At 39.3% G+C, this 1,902-nt stretch carries 2 protein-coding genes; both read right to left on the bottom strand.

Annotation, left to right across the window (positions count from 1 at the left end):
* On the bottom strand, positions 1-998 hold a 998-nt coding region (locus tag ENL20_04190; GenBank protein ID HHE37756.1), incomplete at its 3' end, for an ATP-grasp domain-containing protein.
* A gap of 548 nt (positions 999-1,546) precedes the next feature.
* Entirely contained in the window at positions 1,547-1,789 is a 243-nt protein-coding gene (locus ENL20_04185) for a PqqD family peptide modification chaperone (GenBank protein HHE37755.1), read from the bottom strand.
* Positions 1,790-1,902 lie beyond the last annotated feature (113 nt).

The following is a 1,902-nucleotide window of genomic DNA, read 5'->3' as shown; positions in this document are numbered from 1 at the left end:
ATATCTTTTATCTTCTCGCTCGTGTAGCGGATCATCAATTTCCCGCTTTTGTAATCCGAATGATCTTCATATTCCATTCCCAGCAGATGACGAACCATCCTTTCCGGCAGATTGATCCCGCAGGCAGCAGAGAAATAAACCCAAGCCGGAAAGCGAGGATTAATCTCCAACAAATAAATATCCTGCGATTTATTCTCGATCAGAACTTCAAACTCCAATCCACCTTTCCAATTTAGATGAGTGATCAGTCTTTTCGTAGCGTCGATCAATTTCTGATTATGAATACTGACTGCATTCCAGACTTTTCCGAGTGAAGTAGTTGTCATTTTCCTGATTGCGAAAACTCCCAAATCATTTCCAGAACCATCTCCACAGGCAATTACATCGTATTCTTCACCTTGAATGAATTTCTGCACAATGATCGGAAAACCCCATTTATTGGCAATTTTATTGAAATGTCCTTCCGCTTCCGAATGATTTTTCGCTCTGAAAGCTTCATAAAATGGTCCTTTGATCATGCACGGATATCCGACAACATTTATGGCAGAGATCAGATCTGCATAAGAAGTGCAGGTAAAATATTCGGGATTTTTCACACCAATTTCTACCGAGAGTTTTTTCAAAACGGATTTATTGCGGAGTTTGAACATCTCTTTGGTCGGGATCAACATCTTGATTCCCATTTCTGCCAGATCTTGCTCGATATCGATAAAGATGGGAAGTTCCGCATCGAGAGCAGAAATGAGCACATCTATTTTTTCCACCGAATGGATATATTGAATCCGTTTGACGAAAGATTCCCGAGCACCGGAAGGATACGGCATGATATACGATTTATCGACAATTTCATCGAGATAGATTCCCGGTTCGAGGTTATCATAAGCAAGACCGATCGTGCGCACATCAAGCGAGCTTTCTTTAAGAGATTTCATTATTCCGGTGCCCGGTCCCGGATTATCGATCGCATTTATGCCGCTGACTGCAACTGTTATTTTCATATTTTCCTCATTTTTTCACCGCAAAGACGCAAAGAACGCAAAGGATTCACAAAGGATTCACAAAGTTCAAGACTCCTATGAAACTACTTTTCAACTTCCGAATGTTTTTGCTTGCAAAATCTTCGGAATGTTGATGTACATTTTTCCGAACAATCGGAAGATCAGTTCTACTCAATGAGTAGAGATGCTGAACATTCCGATGTTCTAGTTTGGTTTCATCTTAATAGAACTATTTGCTCGCAAATGGAGGGAAGATTGTCACAAGCCGAAGGTCTTGTATTAAGTCGAATCCTTCTATACAATGTCAACTTATCCTAATATTCATCATCTCCTGCTGATATGCAGGAACTTTGGACAAGTTGAGGATTTCATCATTACTCGATTCCCATCGTGATGATGGGGATACATCTTCCCAATTTACCATTTCTACTATTTTCCCCTAATTCAACCAATTCAACCATTTCAACGATACAACCATTCCGAAGGTTAAGTAATCTCCTGCGGAGATTTTAGAAGAATTCCTCTGGAAGAAACCTTCGGAAGGTTTTCTAAACCAGATAATAATTCTTCAAATTATGAATATAATCCATCACATCGATTTCCAGTTCATTTTCCGAAACAGCATATTCTTCCTGCAATTCTTCGATTATTTCCTGAATTTCCTTGCCGGCTTTCAATAAAGTTATGATCTCGATGCCGACTTCATTTGTCGTAAAAGAATGTCCGGAAGTGGGATCGAAAATAAAACCTGTTTCGCTGATTGCGAGTGAATTTAGTTTTTCTACATTCATCATATCTCCTATTTAGTGCTTGAACGAAAACCACCGGAATTACTGAAAACTTGAATTAAGTTTGCTTTAGCTGGCTTGATTTAAGTTTTCTAATCCGCTGATGCCAGTCAACT

The organism is Candidatus Cloacimonadota bacterium (assembly GCA_011372345.1).
GTDB lineage: Bacteria > Cloacimonadota > Cloacimonadia > Cloacimonadales > TCS61 > DRTC01.
The sequence above is the reverse complement of the archived record's forward strand: the minus strand, read 5'-3'. Positions and strand labels throughout refer to the sequence as shown.